The organism is Bacteroidota bacterium (assembly GCA_016715945.1).
Classification (GTDB): Bacteria; Bacteroidota; Bacteroidia; order Bacteroidales; family F082; genus JALNZU01.
In genome coordinates, this window is sequence record JADJXJ010000003.1 from 715828 (window position 1) to 735946 (window position 20119).

The 20119-nt window shown below is 52.9% G+C and carries 16 protein-coding genes; 13 read left to right on the forward strand and 3 right to left on the reverse strand.

The window, feature by feature from the left end:
- Nucleotides 1-2 precede the first annotated feature (2 nt).
- Nucleotides 3-758, reverse strand: a complete 756-nt coding sequence (locus IPM52_13405) for an FkbM family methyltransferase (protein MBK9292603.1) — start codon at nt 756-758, stop codon at nt 3-5.
- A gap of 62 nt (nt 759-820) precedes the next feature.
- Between IPM52_13405 and IPM52_13410 the strand changes: the two genes are divergently transcribed.
- From IPM52_13410 to IPM52_13430, 5 genes are all read left to right on the forward strand, one after another.
- Entirely contained in the window at nt 821-1960 is a 1140-nt protein-coding gene (locus tag IPM52_13410) for a glycosyltransferase family 4 protein (protein ID MBK9292604.1), read from the forward strand.
- Nucleotides 1957-3249, forward strand: coding sequence for a phosphoribosylamine--glycine ligase (gene purD / locus IPM52_13415; protein MBK9292605.1), 1293 nt, complete (start codon nt 1957-1959; stop codon nt 3247-3249). Before IPM52_13410 ends, purD begins: the two co-directional genes overlap by 4 nt.
- Before the next feature lie 3 nt (nt 3250-3252).
- A complete protein-coding gene (locus tag IPM52_13420; GenBank protein MBK9292606.1) occupies nt 3253-4242 on the forward strand; it encodes a hypothetical protein in 990 nt (329 codons plus the stop codon).
- The gene (locus tag IPM52_13425) at nt 4235-4834 is read left to right on the forward strand and encodes a ribonuclease HII (protein MBK9292607.1); all 600 of its coding nucleotides are present in this window, start codon (nt 4235-4237) and stop codon (nt 4832-4834) included. The genes IPM52_13420 and IPM52_13425 overlap by 8 nt, the downstream gene beginning before the upstream one ends.
- Before the next feature lie 63 nt (nt 4835-4897).
- Nucleotides 4898-7423 (forward strand): hypothetical protein, encoded by a 2526-nt coding sequence (locus IPM52_13430; GenBank protein MBK9292608.1) that lies wholly within the window; start codon nt 4898-4900, stop codon nt 7421-7423.
- On the opposite strand, the gene IPM52_13435 is transcribed toward IPM52_13430, so the two are convergent.
- Nucleotides 7416-8747 (reverse strand): MATE family efflux transporter, encoded by a 1332-nt coding sequence (locus IPM52_13435; protein ID MBK9292609.1) that lies wholly within the window; start codon nt 8745-8747, stop codon nt 7416-7418. The two genes, IPM52_13430 and IPM52_13435, sit on opposite strands and share 8 nt — an antisense overlap.
- A 126-nt stretch (nt 8748-8873) precedes the next feature.
- Between IPM52_13435 and IPM52_13440 the strand changes: the two genes are divergently transcribed.
- The gene (locus tag IPM52_13440; GenBank protein MBK9292610.1) at nt 8874-9791 is read left to right on the forward strand and encodes a TIGR01777 family protein; all 918 of its coding nucleotides are present in this window, start codon (nt 8874-8876) and stop codon (nt 9789-9791) included.
- A 50-nt stretch (nt 9792-9841) separates the two neighbouring features.
- Here IPM52_13440 and IPM52_13445 read toward each other — a convergent pair whose 3' ends face one another.
- Nucleotides 9842-11077 (reverse strand): HD domain-containing protein, encoded by a 1236-nt coding sequence (locus IPM52_13445; protein MBK9292611.1) that lies wholly within the window; start codon nt 11075-11077, stop codon nt 9842-9844.
- Between the two features lie 141 nt (nt 11078-11218).
- On the opposite strand from IPM52_13445, the gene IPM52_13450 reads away from it, so the two are divergent.
- The 7 genes from IPM52_13450 to IPM52_13480 all read left to right on the forward strand — a co-directional run bounded on the left by IPM52_13450 (nt 11219) and on the right by IPM52_13480 (nt 20115).
- On the forward strand, nt 11219-12775 hold the full coding sequence (locus IPM52_13450) for a PglZ domain-containing protein (protein ID MBK9292612.1): 1557 nt from the start codon (nt 11219-11221) through the stop codon (nt 12773-12775).
- Nucleotides 12776-12828: 53 nt separating this feature from the next.
- A complete protein-coding gene (gene tsaE / locus IPM52_13455; GenBank protein ID MBK9292613.1) occupies nt 12829-13215 on the forward strand; it encodes a tRNA (adenosine(37)-N6)-threonylcarbamoyltransferase complex ATPase subunit type 1 TsaE in 387 nt (128 codons plus the stop codon).
- Between the two features lie 9 nt (nt 13216-13224).
- Nucleotides 13225-14445 carry an alanine dehydrogenase gene (locus tag IPM52_13460; protein ID MBK9292614.1) on the forward strand — a complete coding sequence of 407 codons (1221 nt, stop codon included), beginning with the start codon at nt 13225-13227 and terminating at the stop codon, nt 14443-14445.
- Nucleotides 14446-14527: 82 nt separating this feature from the next.
- Nucleotides 14528-15565 carry a 3-dehydroquinate synthase gene (gene aroB / locus IPM52_13465; GenBank protein ID MBK9292615.1) on the forward strand — a complete coding sequence of 346 codons (1038 nt, stop codon included), beginning with the start codon at nt 14528-14530 and terminating at the stop codon, nt 15563-15565.
- Between the two features lie 26 nt (nt 15566-15591).
- Entirely contained in the window at nt 15592-16839 is a 1248-nt protein-coding gene (locus IPM52_13470) for a 3-phosphoshikimate 1-carboxyvinyltransferase (GenBank protein ID MBK9292616.1), read from the forward strand.
- Nucleotides 16840-16846: 7 nt separating this feature from the next.
- On the forward strand, nt 16847-19651 hold the full coding sequence (locus tag IPM52_13475; protein ID MBK9292617.1) for a hypothetical protein: 2805 nt from the start codon (nt 16847-16849) through the stop codon (nt 19649-19651).
- 2 nt (nt 19652-19653) lie between these two features.
- A complete protein-coding gene (locus IPM52_13480; GenBank protein ID MBK9292618.1) occupies nt 19654-20115 on the forward strand; it encodes a pyridoxamine 5'-phosphate oxidase family protein in 462 nt (153 codons plus the stop codon).
- The last annotated feature ends 4 nt before the right edge of the window (nt 20116-20119 follow it).

Genomic DNA, 20119 nt, shown 5'->3' on the forward strand with positions numbered 1-20119 from the left:
GCTTAGCTCGGCTGAAGAGCAGTTTTCGATGGCACGAAAAAGAAGTTTTGCGTGAAATGCTTTGCTTTTTCGAAATCGACAAGCCGATGTTGCTGCAGCACCATCACCTTATAGCCCAGCGATTTCATCAAGCCGAAACAGCGCAGGCGGTTTTCGTTGTCCCACAGCTCGGCATACACCAGCGGCCGGTGCTTCTGGATCAGCTTTGTAGCTCCGGCCAGCACGAAATACTCAAAGTTTTCGACGTCGATCTTTATGGCCGAAATCCAGTCGGCCGCAGCCAGCTGTTCGCAATCGTCGAGGGTGATCATGCTCACGCTGAAGTTTTCACCCTCATTGAATTCGGTGATGCTATGGTGCACCACATGGCTCAAGCCCTGCATGGGGACTCTTTCCACCTCGGGCATAACCATGGTGGCTGTACCTTGCTCGTTGCCGAGGGCTTTCTCAACAATCTCTACGTTGCGGATGCCAAAAAAACGCAATACCCTTCGCAGCGCCTTCACATTGTGCGGTATGGGCTCGAAGGCCACAATGCGCGATGCGGGCAGCTTGCGTGCAAACCAGACAGACATCACACCTATGTTGGCGCCGATATCGAGCACGGTGTGTCCGTCGGGGATCAGGCTGACAAAATGAAGAAAGTCGCGCTCGTTTTTGTTCCAGCGCAGGGTGGCGGTGATAAACAGTGCGAAGACGAAGAGGTAATTGTCGAAACCCAGCAGGCGCTGCAGCAACAATTTGAACCTCTGCTTCATCGATTTTTCGGATATTTGCCGCAAATTTAGAACTTATTCACAAGCCAGAACACCAAAGCCCGATGAGCCTCCGCATTGCTGTAAACACACGCTTGTTGCTTGCCGGCCGGCTCGAGGGTATCGGCTGGTTTACTTACGAAACACTCCGGCGCATCGTGCTTGCACACCCCGAAGTCGAGTTCTGGTTTCTGTTCGATCGCAGGCCCGACCCGCAGTTTCTTTTTGCGGCCAACGTGAAACCGGTAGTTATTGGCCCCCAGGCACGTCACCCGTTTTTATTTATCATCTGGTTCGAGTGGTCGGTACGCAGGGCGCTCAGTCGTATCCGGCCTCATTTATTCCTCTCGCCCGACGGTTACCTGAGCCTGGGCACCAGGGTGCCATCGCTGGCCGTGATGCACGACCTCAATTTTGAGCACTATCCTGCTGATCTTCCGTGGCTTGTGCGTTGGTATTACCGCTGGTTCTTCCCCCGCTTTGCCCGCAAGGCGGTCAGGATTGCCACTGTGTCGGAGTTCTCAAAACAAGACATCTGCCGGCTTTACAAGCAGCCCGAATCAAAAGTGGATGTGGTTTACAACGGTGTAAACGAAAGCTTCGGTCCCGTCGGCCCCGACACCGTCAGCCAGATTCGTGCTGCCTACACCGGCGGCGCGCCTTACATACTTTTTGTGGGTTCGCTGCATCCGAGAAAAAACCTCGCCAGGCTGTTCAAAGCCTTCGACATCTACAAACAATCCGACAATCTCGGTATGAAACTGCTTGTGGCTGGTGAGCGCAAATGGTGGACCGACGAAATTGCCCGGGCATACGAAGAAATGACCTACAGGCAGGATGTCGTCTTTTGCGGTCGCCTGGATGCCGATAAGCTGCACAAGGTCACCGCATCGGCGCATATTTACGCATATGTATCTTATTTTGAAGGGTTTGGCATACCTATTGTCGAAGCTTTCAAGTGTGGGGTTCCGCTTATCACTTCAAATGTGACCAGCATGCCCGAGGTGGCCGGCGATGCAGCCGTGTTGGTCAATCCTTTTGATGTGCAGGATATTGCGCTAGCCATGAAGCGTTTGGCTGAAGATGAGCATCTGCGTAATGAGTTGATAAGCAAAGGATTGGAACGAAGTCGTTTATTCACCTGGGATGCGGCAGCAGTGCGGCTCTGGAAAAGCATTGAAAAAACATTAAGCGCATTATCATGAATGTATTGGTGGTTGGCAGCGGCGGTCGCGAACACGCCCTGGCCTGGAAACTGAAACAAAGCCCGAATGTCAAACGTGTGTTCATAGCCCCAGGCAACGCGGGCACCATGACCCTGGGTCAGAACCTCCCGATCGACATGGGCGACCTGGCTCAGCTGCGTGAAGCCTGCCTGATGCACGACATCAATCTGGTGGTAGTGGGGCCGGAGCAACCACTGGTCAACGGGCTGGCCGACTTTTTCCGCAGCGATGCCATGCTCAGCCATATTGCCATCATCGGGCCTTCTGCTTCGGCTGCGCGACTTGAAGGAAGCAAGGCTTTTGCCAAGGAATTCATGATGGAGTACGGAATACCCACGGCAGCCTACCTCAGGGTAAACCTCAATAACCTTGACGAAGGCATCGGGTTTCTGCAAAAGTCGCAACCGCCTTTTGTGCTCAAAGCCGATGGTCTGGCTGCCGGCAAAGGCGTACTCATTATACCAGACCGCGATGAGGCAGTGGCCGAACTCGAAGCGATGTTGCGCGGAAAATTTGGCAAGGCTTCCGAAACTGTTGTTGTCGAAGAGTTTTTAAATGGCATCGAATTGTCGGTGTTTGTGCTTACCGACGGGACAAGCTACAAAATGCTGCCCACGGCCAAAGACTACAAACGCATTGGCGAAAACGACACCGGTCTCAACACCGGCGGAATGGGTGCCGTATCGCCTGTTCCGTTTGCCGACCGCAACTTCATGCAAAAAGTCAGGGAACGCATCATCGAGCCCACCATCCGGGGCATCAGCCAGAGGGGAATGGACTATCGCGGATTCATCTTTTTCGGACTCATCAATGTCGGGGGCGAGCCGTTTGTGATTGAGTACAACGTGAGACTTGGCGACCCCGAAGCAGAGTGCATCCTGCCCCGAATCAAAGGCGACTTTGCCGAACTGCTCCTGGCCTGCGCCGAAGGCCGACTTCAGGAAGTAAAAACCGAAAACGACGACCGCTATGCCGTGACTTTTATCATGGCTTCGGGCGGTTATCCCGGCGACTTTGAAAAGGGTAAGCCCATCAGCGGCCTGCACGATGCCGACGATTGCCTTGTTTTTCATTCCGGCACAAGCATATGCGTCGAAAACGGAGGAATCAAAACATCGGGCGGCAGGGTGCTGGCCGTCACCGCCTTGGATTATTCCATTGAGGATGCAAGAGCCAAAGCGCTTGCCGGCCTGGGTAAAATACGTTTCGAGGGAGCTTATTACCGCCGCGATATCGGTTTGGACCTGATCATGCGCAATTACCTCTGATTCATGATCCGTTTTTTTAAAAGCAGTTTTCTTGTTCAGTACGTAGCACTTATTGCGCTTGCCCTGGCATTGTGGCTCCCTGCAATACTCAAGGCTGGAAAAGCTCAGCCTGCATTCGCCGGCGAACCCTTATACAGTTTGCTGGCCAGCCCTGTTGCAAACTATCCGCAGATTTCGGTACTGTTGGCTTTCCTGCTGATGCTTGCCGCAGGATTTATGTTCAATGCCATATTGAGCGCCCATGGTCTTATTCCACGCACCTCCACCTATGGGCTCCTGTTTTGGGTAATCGTTGGCGGAAGCCAGCCTGCAGCCATGATTTTTCAGCCGCTCTGGCCGGCTTTGCTAATGCTGCTGATGGCTTTTAACCTGGCTTTCAGGATGTACGAACAGGAAAACATCAATTTTCAATTGTTCAACTTTGGGATATGGGTGGCCCTCACTGCCTTGATTAATCAGGCTGCCTGGGTTTTTGTAATCTGGATTTTCTCGGTGCTTTTCATCCTCAGGCTTTCCAGGCTTCGCGAATGGCTGATTCCGCTGCTGGCCTTGCTAACCACCATAATCTACCTGCTCATTTTCTGGTTTTTACAAAACAAATTGGTTTTCAACCTCAAACTGTTTTCTGCCGATTTTGCAGCCAGTCTAATTGTACCTGCCACGCCGGGCACGTTTCAGCTGGTGATGTTTGCATTTCTTTTGATGTTGTTTTTCAATGCTTTATCTTTTAACTACAGCCTTTCGGCCGACCGCAACATTGCGATGCGCAAACGTAAGGCCATGCTCAATTCCTTTCTGATCATTGCTTTGGGTGCTTTTTTTATGCGTGGCGGCCATTGGCACACTACCTTGTTTACAATGTTGCCCATCAGTGCACATCTCGCCATCTGGGCCGGCTCGCTCAGCCGCACTGCAAGACCCTCATTCGTGGTTTGGTTGTTTTTGCTGTTGGCGCTGGCCAACAACATTTTGTATTTCTCAACCAATGCTTAAAGCCAGATTCAGCGGAACGGCTATTGCCGAGGCCGGGTGCGACGAAGCCGGCAGAGGCTGCCTTGCCGGACCAGTCACAGCAGCTGCCGTCATGCTGCCTGAAGATTTTTCCCACCCGGCGCTCAACGATTCCAAAAAGCTCAGCGCACCGCAGCGCAACACCTTGCGTAAGCTGATCACAGAAGCAGCCATCAGCTGGGCCGTGGCCCATGCGAGCGTTGAGGAGATTGATAAACTCAACATCCTCAATGCTTCATTTCTGGCCATGCACAGGGCCATCGCACGGCTCGAGCCACAACCGCAACTGCTGCTCATTGACGGAAACAGATTCAAACCTTTCCAAAATATTCAACATCAATGTATTGTGCATGGTGATGCGCTTTATATGTCCATTGCCGCTGCATCTATCCTTGCCAAAACCGAACGCGACCAACTGATGATTGAACTTCACCGGCAATTTCCATTTTATGCCTGGGACAGCAACAAAGGCTATCCCACAGAAGCACATCGTGAGGCCATCCGCATGCACGGTCTCAGTCCGCATCACCGACGCAGTTTTAACACAGGTATGCAATTAAGCCTGCCTTTTTAAAGCTTCCTTTGGCCATTGGATGCCCTGTAAGCGTATTTTTGACAATCATTCTGCACAAGTCCGATGAGGTTAAGGTCGCTGGTATTGTTTGCCACAGTTCTTGCACTGCTTGCAATGCTGGTGTTTGTGCTGCTTTTCCGAAAAACTGAAAAAATATCTTTGTGGGAAGCCATGCCAGACAAGGCCGTCGGGGTCTTTCACACCCCGTCGGGCTCCTCATTTGCAGCGCGGCTGGCCGAAACAAGCTGGTGGGCTTCGCTCCGCAAGGCAGAATACTTCAGCAGGCTGTCCGACGATCTGGCATTGCTCGATACCTTGCTTGTTCAGGCCGGCCTGAAGCAGGAAGTTCAACATACTGAGGCTGCATTCGTGTTGCTGGAACTGCAAAACACATATCAGTTTGTGTTTTACGCCAGGCCGGGAAGAAATTTTGCCTATTGGAACCTGCACGAAAAAGCTTTGCCTGCATTTGGAAACCGGTTTGAACTGATTAAAAGAAAAACGTCTCGATACCAAACATTTGTGTTAATTGACCGACAAAGCCGGCGGCAAATGAACTATGGCTTTGTGCGGGGCCTGGCCATAGCTTCGTTCAGTCGCGAGGCTTTCGAGGCTGCGCTTATTGCACTGGAATCACCTCCTGAAAAACAGTTTCTGGAATTGGCCCAGAAACAGCGAAATGCAAGCTCCGACGCGGTATTGTACGTCAGGCCGCCTTTGCTTGCCGGGCCGCTGGAGGGGTTGTTTGCGGCAGCATACGGCAAACAGATAGGCGCTTCGGCCCGGCTACTTGGTCCCTGGCTTGCGCTGGATGTCCACCTAAGGCAGCACGAAATCTTTTTAAGTGGTCTGCTCACCGGTACTGGGATAAACGAGCTGGTTTATTCCGGTCAGCACATCCTTCCGGACAGTCTGGCTCAGTGGTTGCCGGTGGGAACGATGTCGTTTGTGGCTTCATACGCCGGAAGTCCGCTATCCAGAATCAGGATATCAGGAAAACTTGCCGGTTCGGGCAGCGACGGCCATTTTTTACTCTTTGTGCCACAATCACCCGAAGCCGTGCTTTCGGAGATCTTTTCTGCCTTACCCATGGTGCCCTCACCCTGGAATTCAGCCTGGAGTGCGCCTGTTCGGGCTGATATCAACCAAATGGGACTCCAGGGGAGTGGTTTTACGGCACATAATCAACCTTATTTTGTAACCACCAATGGCCGGATATTTTTGTTTTCGGGAAACCTGATGCTATTGCGCAACTATCTGGAAAACAAACAAAAAGAGATAACAGATTTCAGCTGGCGCGCAGTTGCCGGTTCAATTTCCCAACGTTCGGACATGGTGTTGTATCACCAGGTGAGCAAGACCGCGGGAAGCCTGAGCGATATTGTGGACGGACAGCTGAAATTCAGGTTGATGCGCGACGCGGCCGCTTTGCATGGCTTCGAATCCATCAGCGTTCAGCTGAGCAAAACTGGTTCCGAAGTTTACGCCAGTGTGCTGATCAGGGGCAACGAAATCCCAATGGGGCAGCTTATTCCGGAGTGGTCTGCCCGGCTCAATGCCCCGGGTGCTTCGGCGCCTTTCATATTTAACGCAGCCGGCCAGTCGCGGGTCATCGTTTTCGACAGCGCCGGATGGATGTATGGTTTCTCTCCGGAAGGAAATGAGCTCTGGAAACGGCCGATCGGAGGGCTGACGCTCATGCAGCCTTTGGTTGTTTCGATGCCGGGAGGCAAGCATCCGATGATGCTTTTCAATACTACGGGAAGAATTTTCCTGACTGATCCGAAAGGCAATCAGGCGCCCGGCTTTCCGGTTCAGCTTCCATCAGTCGCCACCTCCGCACTGGGGTATGATTCCACCGCCGGGCCGATGTTTTTTGTGAATTGTGCCGATCGCCGCACCTACGGCTTTAACTTTTCGGGAAAGGCGCTTTCATCGTGGGAACCTCCACTTGCGTCGGATATCTCGAACAGCCCGCCGTTAGTGGTCTCCGCTGGAAATCAGTCTTTTGTGCTGGTTCATTCCATCGACGGGCGGTTAAAAATTCTCGACGACAACGGCCTCGAACGAATACGGCTGCGTGAGGATCCCGACAAGGCAGCCGGTGCAGACTATCACCTCAACCGCACCAATGCCAGGGGAGTTTTTCTCACCGCCACCTCAAAAGGCGAAATAGTCTATATTGGCTCAGCCGGCTTAAGCCGTTCTCCTGCCTTGCGTTCCCTCAGCCCGACATTTTATTTTCATTACGACGATTTCGATGGGGATCGCACCCCCGATTTTATATTTGCCGACGGGAAAGAAGTGGCTGTTTTCGATCGTTTCAACCGGATTGTTTTCGAAGGTCGCCTTGCTTTTGAGCCGGATCGTAAGCCTTTGTATATCAGAAGAAATTCGGGAGGAGGGGTATGGTGTTTTCAGCATCCAGCTGCAGGTCAGGCAGCTATTGTCTCGGCTGGTACGGGTACGCTGAATTTCGAAGGGTTGCCAAAGGGCCAAAGCTACGGATTCGGCTATGCCGACCCGGATGGTCCATTGCTGCTGGGGGCATACAATGGCAACAAACTTACCCTCTACCGCGTCAATTAGTCTGCCGTTTCCATTGGCCCGATTTCAGGTAGCCCAGGGATAATGTCGTGAGAATCAGTCCGTACAGGATCTCGGAAGTCCACACCATCACCACTCCTGCATTGAATTGGCTCACGAGAATAAAGACGTAAACCAGATACAATCCAAGTGTAATCACTTCAATCACAAACGATACGTTTGTCTTTCCTGTTCCCATCACGCCATTGAAAAGGATGATGCCGCTGGCAAAAAACGGGGCGCCAAGCATGATGACCAGCAACACCGGCAGGCTTCCGGAAATCAGTGTTGCATCGTTGGTGTAAAGCCTGATCAGGAGCGAAGGCGAAATCAGGCTGAGCAGAATCAGCAACGCCACCCCGCCAAGCGTGAGCAGAATGATGCGCCGGATGAGCAAAAAAACCAGGTGCTCGTGTTTCATCCCAATCAGGTAACTCACCATGGAATTTGCTGCAGAGGCAAAGCCCCAGATGGGAATCATATACACGATGTAGATGCTGCGGATGATATTGGAAATGGCCAGGGCCTGCTCGCCCAGTTTTTCAATGAGCAGAAAGAAAGCAAACCATACCCCGAGCGACAGAAAATTCTGAAACATGATGGGTGCCGACAGGGCCAGATTGCGCCGGAAAAGCAGTTTGTCGAAACCGCTGAGGCGAAACAGGGGATATTTGAGATGGTATTTTCGCAAAAGCACATCGGCAGCAAGATAGGCCACTGCAGCCAGCTCGGCGATCACCGAAGCCAGCGCGGCACCCTGCAGTCCCATTGCCGGCAAACCCAACTTACCGAAAATCAGGCCATAATCGAGGATGATGTTTATCACCGCCATGACCAGTGTGCTCCAGGTGATCACCCTTGTGCTGGCAATGCTGACATAAAATGCCCGGAACATTACCTGACCAAAAGCAAAAAAAATTCCGAACATGCGGTAATCGACAAACTGAACGCTGGCCTCGTATATTTTGTCGGACTGAATGAGCAACGAAAGCAAGGGCCTCGAAAACAGCAGCATAACCAGGAAAGAAACCACTGCCAACGGAAGCATGAAATAGTTGCCATGTGCAAAAGTGCGCCCCAGCTCGTGGGCGTTGCCCTCGCCATGTCGTCGCGACATGATGATCTGCATGCCTGTGCCAAAGCCCAGACCCAGCATGATGAGCACAAAATAAAACATGCCGCCCAGGGCGGAAGCGCCGAGTTCAACTTCTCCCACATGACCCAGGAAGGCTGTGTCGGTTACGTTGATGACATTCTGGGCCACGCTGCCCAGAATGATGGGATAAGCAATACTCCAGATTCGCTTGTATGAGATGTCGGCAGTCAAAGTTTTCCGAAATTGGGTGCAAAGTTAGTCCGATTTGCCAAGTCGCACAGGAGGGCACAATAATGCGGTTTGCGACAAACAATCTTTAGGACTGGTTGTTTAGAAGGTGGAGTAAATGTTTTTTTGATGAAGATAGTCATTGCAGGCGGCACCGGTCTGGTAGGGGAAGCCTTGGTTAAGAGATTGATTGATAAGCACGAATTGGTCATTTTCACCCGCGATGTGCCCAGGGCGCGCAAGAAATTTCTCGGTGCCGGTGTGCATTATGCGGACTGGCATCAACCGCCCTCGCACCTTGCTGCGCTTATTGATGGCACGCAGGTGATCGTCAATCTGGCTGGTGCAGGCATAGGCGATGCCCGCTGGACCGAGGCACGCAAGCATGCCATCATCGGAAGCCGGCTGCAAAGTATCGAGATGCTGCACAAGCTTTTCAAGGCAGCCGAAATTAACCCGAGCCTTGTTATACAAGCCTCTGCCATAGGCTATTATGGTTTTTCGGACGACCGTGTCTTCACAGAAGACGATCCCCCGGGCGAGGGTTTTCTGGCCGATGTTACCAAACGTTGGGAAGAAAAAGCCAGGGTTTGGCACGACATTGCCGAACGGCTGGTGTTGCTGCGCACGGGCGTGGTGCTGGCCCGCGAAGGTGGTGCTTTGCCGCGCATGGCCCTGCCCTTTAAGGTCTGGAATGGCGGTCCGGTGGGTTCGGGCAAACAATGGGTGTCGTGGATCGACCTCGAGGACGAAATAGAAGCCATCCTGCACCTGCTGCACAACCCCCTGAGCCTGGGGGCATACAACCTGACAGCGCCCAACCCGGTGCAGCAAAAAGATCTTGCCCGTGCAATCGGCAAAGCTTTGCACTCACCTTCCTGGCTGCCAATGCCCGATTTTGTGCTCAAAATATTGCTTGGCGAAATGGCCGACGAACTGCTGCTCAAAGGTGCCCGGGTTGCCCCCGTGCGCCTGCAGGCCGAAGGCTTTCAGTTTCATTTTGAGCATGTGGCTGATAGTGTGAAAGATAAGCTTTCGATACGTTGAGCCTTACGCTTGGGTTGATTACCCGGAAATGACCCGTACCAAATGCCGGTTCAGATAGTATCCAGCGATTTAGGATAACACACAAAATATTTGGTCTCGTTGGCCAGCAATCCGGCCTGCCCGATCACAGCCGAAACTTCATCCAGATTGCGCAATGTGCCGTCTTTGAACAACACCCTGATGGGCGAATGACTGGGGTTGTAGAGCTGATTGGCCGATACTCCGCTGATCAGCAGCCATTGGGCATCCTGCCTGTCTAATTTATAGGCCGAAGAAATCTTTTCGCTCAGCTTGTCAAGGTAGTCTGTGTCGAATGGCTCATCGCTCAGGACAATCCGGAACAGATTGCGGTTCAGAATGCCCGAAGCCAGCACCGAAAGTACGCGGTCGTTGGCAAACTGCCAGCTTTTCAGCGCGGCCAGCACATCCACATCGTCGAGCATCGTAAACATTTTCAGGCTTGTGCTTCCGTTGCTGAAATCGCTGGCCGCGGGGCTGTTTTGCAGAAAATACCTGAGCGCCGGACTGGCCTCGAGCGCCGTGCCCTCCTGAACGAGCAGCCTTGCCCGCCCAATGGCATTGCTGAGCATAAACTCGGCCGAAAGCACGGTTTTGTGCAGATACACCTGCCAGTACATCATCCGGCGTGCCGCCAGAAAATGTTCGATGGTATGAATGCCTTTGGCTTCGATCACAAGTTCATCATCGGCAAGGTCGAGCATGGCCAGCAACCTGTCGAGGTTGATGAATCCCTCCGCCACGCCGGTGTAAAAACTGTCGCGCCTGAGGTAATCCATCCGATCCATGTCCATTTGTCCCGATACAAGCTGGCACAAAAACCTGCGCGGGTGCCGACCCTCAAGTATGGCCAGTGCGCCCTGCAAACCGCTATGCAGTTCTTCATCCAGGCAACGGATGATGGCTCCGCCAAGCTTCTCGTGATCCAGGCCGGGCACAACGACACGTTCCAGGGTGTGCGAAAAAGGCCCGTGACCAATGTCGTGCAGCAAAATGGCATTAAGGACATCCTGAATGTCCTGAGAATCAATGTTGTGGCCTTTGGAAATGAGGTGATTAAGGGTGCGTTGCATCAGATGCATGGCGCCCAGGCTGTGCTGAAACCTGGCATGCAGGGCAGCCGGATAGACCAGATAGGTGAGCCCCAGTTGTTTGATCCGCCTGAGCCGTTGAAACCATGGATGCGATATCAATCCGAACTGAACTTCTCCCGGTATGCTCACGAACCCATGCACCGGATCGTTAATGATTTTGCTGCGCTTTGGCATAACTTAGGGCTAAAAATCGTTAAATTTGTTCTGCCGGCCGGCTGCCGGGCAATAACATACCATTGCGGCACATTATTAGTGCAAAAATAGCATGCATGAGCCAAACCTTTACCCCTTCACAATAAATTGATTGCTAAGCACATGGAAAAAGTACGCATTCTTTGGGCCGACGATGAGATCGACATGCTCCGGCCGCACATCATCTTTCTTGAGCAAAAGGGGTACGAGGTTGAAACCATAAACAATGGCGACGAGGCTCTCGACCTGGTTCGCTCACGCCCATACGACATCGTTTTCCTCGACGAAAACATGCCAGGAATGTCGGGCATCGAAGCACTCGAAAAAATAAAACAGTGGATGCCCAACCTGCCGGTGGTCATGATTACCAAGAGCGAGGAAGAGCACATCATGGAAGACGCCATTGGCAGCAAGATTGCCGACTACCTCATCAAACCTGTCAAGCCCAACCAGATCCTGCTCTCGCTCAAACGCAACCTGGAAAACCGTAAACTGGTGAGCGAAAAAACCACCATAGCCTACCAGCAGGAGTTCAGAAACATTGGCATGGAGCTCACCAACAAGCTCAGCCACAACGAGTGGATTGAGCTGTACCGAAAGCTGGTGCGTTGGGAGCTGGAACTCGAACAATCGGTGGACCAGGGCATTATGGAGGTGCTTCGCATGCAGCAGGACGAAGCCAACCGGCAGTTTTCGCGTTTTGTGGAGGGCAATTATGTGGACTGGCTGCGTAGCAAAACTTCAGACAAACCGGTGCTATCGCATACGCTCGTGCGCGACCGCATCCTGCCAAGGGTTGACCAGTCGGACCGGCCACTCTTTGTGGTGCTCATCGACAACCTTCGTTACGACCAGTGGAAAGCCATTCAGCCCATGCTGGAAGAGTTTTTCCGGGTGGAGAACGACGAGCTGTATTACAGCATCCTGCCTACAACAACCCAATACGCCCGCAATGCCCTGTTTGCCGGCCTGATGCCCTCCGAAATCAGACGCTTGTATCCCAAATACTGGACCGACGAGGAAGACGAAGGTACCAAAAATCAGTACGAAGCCGAGCTTTTTGCCGAGCAGCTCCGGCGCTATGGCAAGGACATCCGGTTTTCGTACAACAAGGTGCTCAACCTGAATGCCGGAAAAAAGCTGGCCGAAAGCATGGCCAACCTCATGGTGAATAAGCTCAACATCATTGTGTACAACTTTGTGGACATGCTCTCGCATGCACGCACCGAGATGGAGATGATCCGCGAACTGGCCGAGGACGAACCGGCTTACCGCTCGCTTATGCGTTCGTGGTTCAGGCATTCCTCGCTCTACGACATCATTCAGTTTATCGCATCCAGAAAGTGCGACCTCATCGTAACCACCGACCACGGTTCGGTTTACGTCAAAGATCCGGTCAAGATTCTGGGCGACCGCACGGTGAATACCAACCTGCGTTACAAATATGGACGCAACCTGAAATACAATTCGCGGGAAGTATTCGAGGTGAAAGACCCCGAAACCATCTTCCTGCCCCGGCCCAATGTGAGCACTGCCTATGTGTTTACCCGCTCGGCCGACTTCTTTGCCTATCCGAACAACTACAACTATTACGTGAATTATTACCGCAATACCTTCCAGCACGGAGGCATCTCGCTTCAGGAGATGCTTGTGCCGGTGGCTTACCTGAAGGCAAGATGAATCTCCACGACCGCTTCGAAATATCAGGCACAGAACAACTTGGTCCGGTAGCCATGCGCCTTTCGCAGCTCTGGCCGGACTACAGCATTTTTGCTTTCTACGGTGCGATGGGGGCAGGCAAAACCACCCTCATCAAAGCGCTTTGCCTGCATTGGGGAGTGGGCGAAAGTGTGAACAGTCCCACCTTTGCCCTGGTCAACGAATATGAAACCGCAGAAGCTGTCCCGGTCTATCATTTTGACTTCTATCGCATTGAAAGCCTGACCGAGGTATTCGACATCGGATATGAGCACTACTTTTTCAGCGGTTATCCCTGTTTGATTGAATGGCCGGAAAAGATCGGGCAACTTTTGCCTGACGATTGCGTAAAAGTGATAATCACACATGGGGCGCTCCCCGACGACCGCATAATCGAGGTATATTTGCCAGTTCCGAAATAGGACAGCTTTATGAACGAACAGCCACATGGGATGAGCTTTGGCGCAGCTGCCGCGATGATGCCGCAGGAAGAGCTGCTCGAAACCGCAGTGCGTGGTTCGCAGATGACCATTGGCATACCGCGCGAACTCTCGCCCAACGAAAGCCGCATTGCGCTCATCCCTGCTGCGGTGAAACTCCTAACCGAGCACGGGCAACAGATACTTATCGAAGAACGGGCAGGCGAAAAAGCCCATTTTTCCGACCACGAATATGCCGAGGCCGGCGCCCGCATCGTGCGCGAGCGCGAAACCATCTTCCAGGCCGACATCATCCTGAAAATTGCCCCTCCAATCCGGGAAGAAATCGAGCTCATCGAAAAAAAACGCACCATCATCTCGGTGCTCAACCTGCCCACCCGAACGCGCGACTACTTTCAGCAGCTCATGGCACGCAAGGTGCACGCCTTTGCCTTCGAAAACATTCAGGACAAAACCGGTGCCCTGCCGCTGGTGCGCTCCATGAGCGAGATCATCGGCAATACCACCATCCTTATAGCTGCCGAATACCTCTGCCATCCGCAATATGGCAAAGGCATCATGCTGGGCGGATTTCCCGGGGTGGCACCCACCGAAGTAGTCATCATAGGTGCGGGCACCGTGGCCGAAAACGCCTCACGCGTGGCTGCCGGCATGGGCGCCCTCGTCAAGGTGTTCGACAATTCCATGTACAAACTGCGCAGCCTGCAGGCAAAAATCGGTCCGCACCTCTACACTTCCACCATGCAGCCACACCTGATTGCAAAAGCCCTCGAAACAGCCGATGTGGTCATTGCTGCCAAACACTCCAGCACAGGTGTATCGCCCTGCCTTATCCCCGAAACCATGGTGGCCCGGATGAAACCAGGTTCAGTCATCATCGATGTGAGCATCGACCAGGGTGGATGTTTTGCAACTTCCCGCCCAACCAATCATCAAAACCCTGTTTTTCAGGTGTATGGCGTTACTCACTATTGTGTGCCCAACATCGCTTCGCGCGTGCCGCAAACCGCCTCCACCTCATTCAGTAATTTTTTTGCACCCCTGCTGCTCGAAATAGCCCAGCAGGGTGGCGTGAGCAATGCCCTGAAAATCAATCGCGGACTCTCCCGCGGGGCCTATATTTTCAATGGCACCCTCACCAGCCAGCAGATCAGCAAGCTCCACGACCTGCCTTTTCAACACCTCGACCTGCTCCTGGCAGCCTTTTATTGATCTTTCAATCCCACAAATCGCGCGCAGCAGGAGCCTTTTGGGCTTAGTTTGTATTTTTGCTTCCTAAGTCCGCCAAATCTGCATGATTCGTTACGGAAAAGATGCTGCATTGTGGATGCAGCAAACCCTTGAAATGCGCCTCAGCAAGGGAGCGCAGGTGGTGTTGCTCACCGACGAAAACACCCGACAGCTGTGTTTGCCGGTCTTTCACAGGCATTTAAAGGGCCTGAGCGCTGAACTCCCCGTGATAACCATCCCTGCGGGTGAAACGCACAAAAATCTTGAGGTGTTGTCGCACATCTGGCAGGGGCTTACCGATGTCAAAGCCGGGCGCGATGCCCTGCTTATCTGCCTGGGAGGGGGCATGGTAACCGACATTGGCGGATTTGCCGCCTCAACCTACAAGCGCGGCATCGAAGTTGTGCATGTGCCCACCACCCTGCTCGGGATGGTGGATGCGGCCATAGGCGGAAAAACCGGCATCGATTTTCAGCATTACAAAAATCATCTCGGAACTTTTCATCAGCCTCTGCAGGTGCTTGTTTTCAAAGACTTTCTGCTAACCTTGCCCGAACGTCAGCTCAGGGCAGGTTTTGCGGAGGTTGTCAAATATGCCCTGATCAACGGGCAGGAAGTGCCTCAGATGCCGTCAGGCAAGGATGCGCCGGAATGGGACGAACTCATTGCCCGGTCGGCCCAGGCAAAATTGCAGGTCGTGCAGCAGGATCCAACCGAAAAAGGCCTCCGTAAGGTGCTCAATTTTGGGCATACTGTCGGCCACGCCATCGAAGCCTATGCCTTGTCGCAACAACTCGACCTGCTGCATGGCGAAGCAGTGGCGGCCGGAATGCTCTCCGAATTGTGGCTCTCCCGGCAGTTGAACCACACAGCAGCCCATATCCTTACTTCATATGAGGAGCTTTACCGCAAGCTATACACCAGGCCGCCCATAGATTCATCGCTCAACACGCAACTGATCGAACGCATGAAGCACGACAAGAAAAATGCCGGACAACAAATCCTCTTTGTGCTGATAGGCCACGATGGCAGAGCCGTGTGGGATGTGCCTGCAGATGAGGCCCTCATTATCGAAAGTCTTGAATATCTTTACACCTTCTGAAACACACCGAACTTATTGTTACTTAGATGAAAATCACTGCACTTGCCAAAAAGTTTTCTTTTGAGGCTCAGCTTCCCGGAAGCAAAAGCCTGAGCAACCGCGCCCTGATGATTGCTGCATATTCGGGCATCCCCTTTAAGATCAATAACTTGTCGGAAGCTGATGATACCGGCATGCTCATCAGGAATCTCGATTATATCCGCAACTGCATCAACTCATCCATGCCTCTGGTGGTGGATTGTGGCAATGCGGGCACAGTTTTCCGCTTTCTGCTCACTTACCTGGCAACCACCCCGGGCAACTGGATGCTCACCGGTACCGTTCGCATGAAATCGCGGCCAATTGCTGGTTTGGTCGAAAGTCTGAGGCAGCTTGGGGCCGAAATTTACTACACGGAAGAAGAAGGTTTCCCTCCGGTACGCGTGGTCGGAAAAAAGCTGAAAGGCGGAAAAACTTCGGTGAGCATGCAGCAAAGCAGCCAGTTTGCCTCCTCGCTACTTATGGCCGGCCCCACCTGGCAAAAAGGACTCGACCTCGACCTGACCGATGGCCTCAACTCGTTGCCTTACCTCGAAATGACCATTCGCCTCATGGAGCAATGTGGAGCCAAAGTGATGGTGGCCGGACGGAAAATATCGGTGCTTCCGGTAGCTTACAAACCGCAAACAGTTGATATTGAGCCCGATTGGAGTTCTGCTGCCTTCTGGTATCAGATGGTTGCCCTGAGCGAGGGCGCAGAAGTTTATCTGCCAGGCCTGCTTGCCGACAGCCTGCAGGGCGACAGCAAAGCCATGGAAATGTTTGCCGGCCTCGGCGTGAAAACCGAAAAAACTGAAAATGGTCTGCGCCTGGTGCGAAATGGCCTGCCCGACGAACGCCACTTTTTCGACCTGCACGACCATCCCGATATGTTGCCGGCACTTGTGGCTACCTGCGCCGGTCTTCAGTGCAAAGCCACCTTTACCGGCCTCGACAACCTGCAATACAAGGAGTCGAACCGCACGGCCTCAATTGCGCGTGAATTTGCCAAACTGGGAGCCGATTTTGTCAAGGTGAACGAAAGCACCTGGCAGTTTCACCCTTCTGCCCAACTGCCAAAGGAGGGCGAACCTATCCGGTTCAATGTGTATGCCGATCACCGGTTGGCCATGGCATTTGCGCCCCTTGCACTGAAAATCAATACCCTGGTGATTGACGATCCCGATTGTGTTGTAAAATCATACCCCGCTTACTGGAAACAGTTGCAGGCCACCGGAGCATTTGCGCTCGAATGAGCATCCTATGAAGCTGATCAGACTATTGCTGTGTGCAGTGTTGCTTGCCTCCGGTTTTGCCGCCAGGAGTCAGTATTTTCTGACCGGTCAGGATGCTGCACGCACGAAATGGAAACAGCTGAATACCACTCATTTCCGCCTGATCTTTCCGGAGGAATATGCCAGGCATGCCCAGCAAACGGCGAATTTGCTCGAGGCGGCCTATCCTGTTGTTAATGCCGGATTGGGTGCCCGCAGCCTGCGAACTGATGTGGTGCTCCATAACCAGAATTCCATATCGAATGCCCTGGTAGCCTGGGCACCCCGCAGAATGGATTTTTTTCATGTGCCCCCCCAGGACGGATACTCGCAGGACTGGAACAGCCAGCTGGTGTTGCACGAGCTGCGTCATGTGGCACAACTCAGCCGGCTCGAAACCGGCTTTGGTCGCGGCCTGCGGTTTATGTTCGGACAACAGGCCACGGGTGCAATGGCCGGATTGTTTCTTCCATCCTGGTTTCTGGAAGGTGATGCCGTTTGGGCCGAAACCTACCTCAGCCGAACGGGTAGGGGGCGCACACCAACCTTCGAAGCCGGACTTAAAGCCCAGCTTCTGCAAAAAGGGGCCTATTCCTACGAAAAAGCCTGGTTTGGCTCGTTCCGCGATTTTACCCCCGACATCTATGAGCTTGGATATCACATTGTTGCATTCAACAGCCTGCAGCATGGCCAAAAGCTCTGGGAAAATGCCGTCCAGCACAGCGCCACACGACCCTGGAAAGTGTATCCCTTCAGCGCAGCGCTGCGGCAACAAACAGGAATGGGTGCAGGCAAGCTCTACCGGGCAACAATGGACAGCCTGAAAAATTACTGGGCATCCAAAGCTGTGGTCGATTCCATGACACACATTCAGCTTTCACCGGACAGAAGGCACTACACCAATTACCGTTATCCGCAAAGCACACCCCATGGCATCGTGGCCTTCCGCACATCGTTCGACGACCTGAGCCGCATTGTGAAAATTGATGCCACGGGCGAGCAGGTGCTCTTCACCCCATATTACATCTTCCCTGAAGGTTTTTCTGCACGCAATCACCTGGTGGCCTGGAATGAGTTTCAACCCGACCTGAGGTGGACCAACCGGGCCTATTCTGTGATCAAGCTTGGCGATATCCATACCGGTAAAATCAGGCAGCTTAGCCGGAAAAGTTATTACTATGCCCCCGACCTCAACCATGCAGGCGACAAAATTGCTGTCGCGGAGGTGCGGCCCGACGGCTCATCAGCCATTCTGATTATTGATATCCAAACCGGAGAGACCCGGACAGCCTGGTCTTCAGAAACTTATTTTGTGAGCCAACCCAAATGGCTTGCCGACGACGAACATATTGCATTCCTGTGCACCGGGCCTCGGGGGAAAGCAATCTGGCTGCTCAATGTCAGGAGCCAGCATGCGGTGCAATACACCTCTTTCGTTTTCAACGATTTTCATTTGTCTTCGGGAGGCGATGGGCAGGTATTTCTCCATGGGACATGGGCGGGCCGGCATGAAGCAATGATGTTCGACTTTGCTACCAAACAACTCAAGCGCCTCACTTCGACCAGCTTTGCAGCCTCCGATCCGGTGCTTGCGTCCGGTGGCGACAGCCTGATTTTTGCTGCATACACTGCCGATGGGTGGAAACTGGCAAAATCGGCTTACCGCCCTATCGAAAGTCCTGGAACTGACTTCTCTCAGCCGGCAGGCGACAGTCTGCTTGGCTTTGCCCTTGATCCTGAACGCTTTACTATTGATAAGGCGCCCATTCCCGACAGCCTGTATCTTGTCAGGCCTTACCGCAAAGGCCTCAACCTGTTCCGGCTGCACAGCTGGGCACCTTTTTATGTGGATGCAGTTAGCGAGCTCATCCGGCCTGGCTTCAGCCTGATGTCGCAAAACAGCCTCAGTACCATGGTGGCCACTGCTGGCTACGACTACGACCTGAACGAAGGCACCGGGAAAAGCGTCTTTAAGCTGAGCTATTATGGCTTTTTCCCCGAAATCGAAGCTTCGCTGAGCAATGGCAGGCGCAGGGGAAAAGCCTACATTGAAAACAGGGAGTACGACCTTCGATGGGACGAAACAAGCGCGGGCGTGCAGCTCGGGCTGCCGCTCAACTTCACCAGAAACCGCTGGCAAAGAGGTCTGAGACTGGGAGCCGGAGTAAACCTCCTGCACAGAGTGATGGACAAAGACGTGGGTTTGCAGTTTAAGCAGAACCTGAGTACAGTTTTTAATTATAACCTCCTGGCTTACAACCTCGACAGGAAAAAAATGCGCGACATCTTTCCCCGCACAGGCCAGATAGCCAGAATCATCTTCAGGCACACACCTTTTGATGAAGATCCGGGGAGCCAGTTTTTTGCCTCTGCCACAGCCTATTTTCCCGGCCTGGCCAACCACCACGGAATCAGGCTTTACGTAGCCATGCATGAGGAACAGGCAGGTTATTACAATTTTGGTTCTTACATTTCGGTGCCAAGGGGCTACACAGGCTTGTTTGGCAGAAGCATGCGGGCGGCAAAACTGGATTACGCTTTCCCACTGGCTTACCCTGATCACCGTGTGGGTCCGCTGATCTACACCAAAAGGCTGAGAACCAACTTATTTTACGACTTTCTTCAAAGCCCGGACCGTCAGTTTAGCTCGTCGGGCATCGAACTGTGGGCCGATGTGCACCTGTTTCGCCTTCAGGCCCCGGTAAGTATGGGCTTCAGAATGAGCTTCCTCATGCCGGAGGGCAGAGCAGTTTCTGAATTCATATTCGGAATAGACTGGAATTCAATTTATTAGTCATGAAGCGAAGGGTTATTGACTTTAGGCCCGAAATAGAGGCCATCATCCGCAAATGCGAGGTATGCAGTCTGGCCATGAGCCGGCCCGACGGTCGTCCTTATGTGGTCATCATGAATTTCGGATACCGCGATGGCGTTTTTTATTTTCATTCGTCCCCCGATGGAACCAAGATCAACCTGCTGAAGGAATATCCGGAAGTTTGCCTGATGATGAGCACCGATCATCAGCTGCGCTGGCAGAACGAAGCTGTGGCGTGCAGCTACAGCATGAAATACCGCTCGGTGATGGCCGAAGGTACGGTGGAATTTATCACTGATCTGGACGAAAAGACCTCGGCACTCAACATCATCATGGGGCAGTATGCCCAGGGGGAATTCAACTACAGCCGTCCGGCACTCGAGAATGTATGCGTCTTTCGTCTGGTGCCCGAAAAAATTGAGGCCAGAGCCTACGGCTATTGAAAAA